The following is a 257-nucleotide window of genomic DNA, read 5'->3' as shown; positions in this document are numbered from 1 at the left end:
AGCCCGGAAGCTTCGACCATGCCCATCAGGAACAGGTTGTCGTATTGCGGGTGGAAGGCATTCAGGTACAGCTGCGGGGCATCGCCCTGCCAGTTCAGTTCGTTGCGCTCAATGAAGGGGTAATGCAGCAGATATCCGGTCGCCTGCACGATCAAGTCGTAATCTGCAGCGCTGCCGTCACTGAAGTGCACGGTGGAGCCTTCACAATTAACGATTGACGGACGGATGTGCACATCGCCATGGCCGGCGTAGTGCAG

General features: G+C 57.6%; 1 protein-coding gene. It reads right to left on the bottom strand.

What is annotated here, in order from left to right; translation table 11 throughout:
• Positions 1-257: NAD(P)/FAD-dependent oxidoreductase (locus ACZ2IA_RS23080; RefSeq protein WP_470294914.1), on the bottom strand; the 257-nt coding region annotated here is incomplete at both ends.

The organism is Crenobacter sp. CS_VA4, from assembly GCF_055597485.1.
This window is presented reverse-complemented; position numbering and strand designations above follow the sequence as displayed.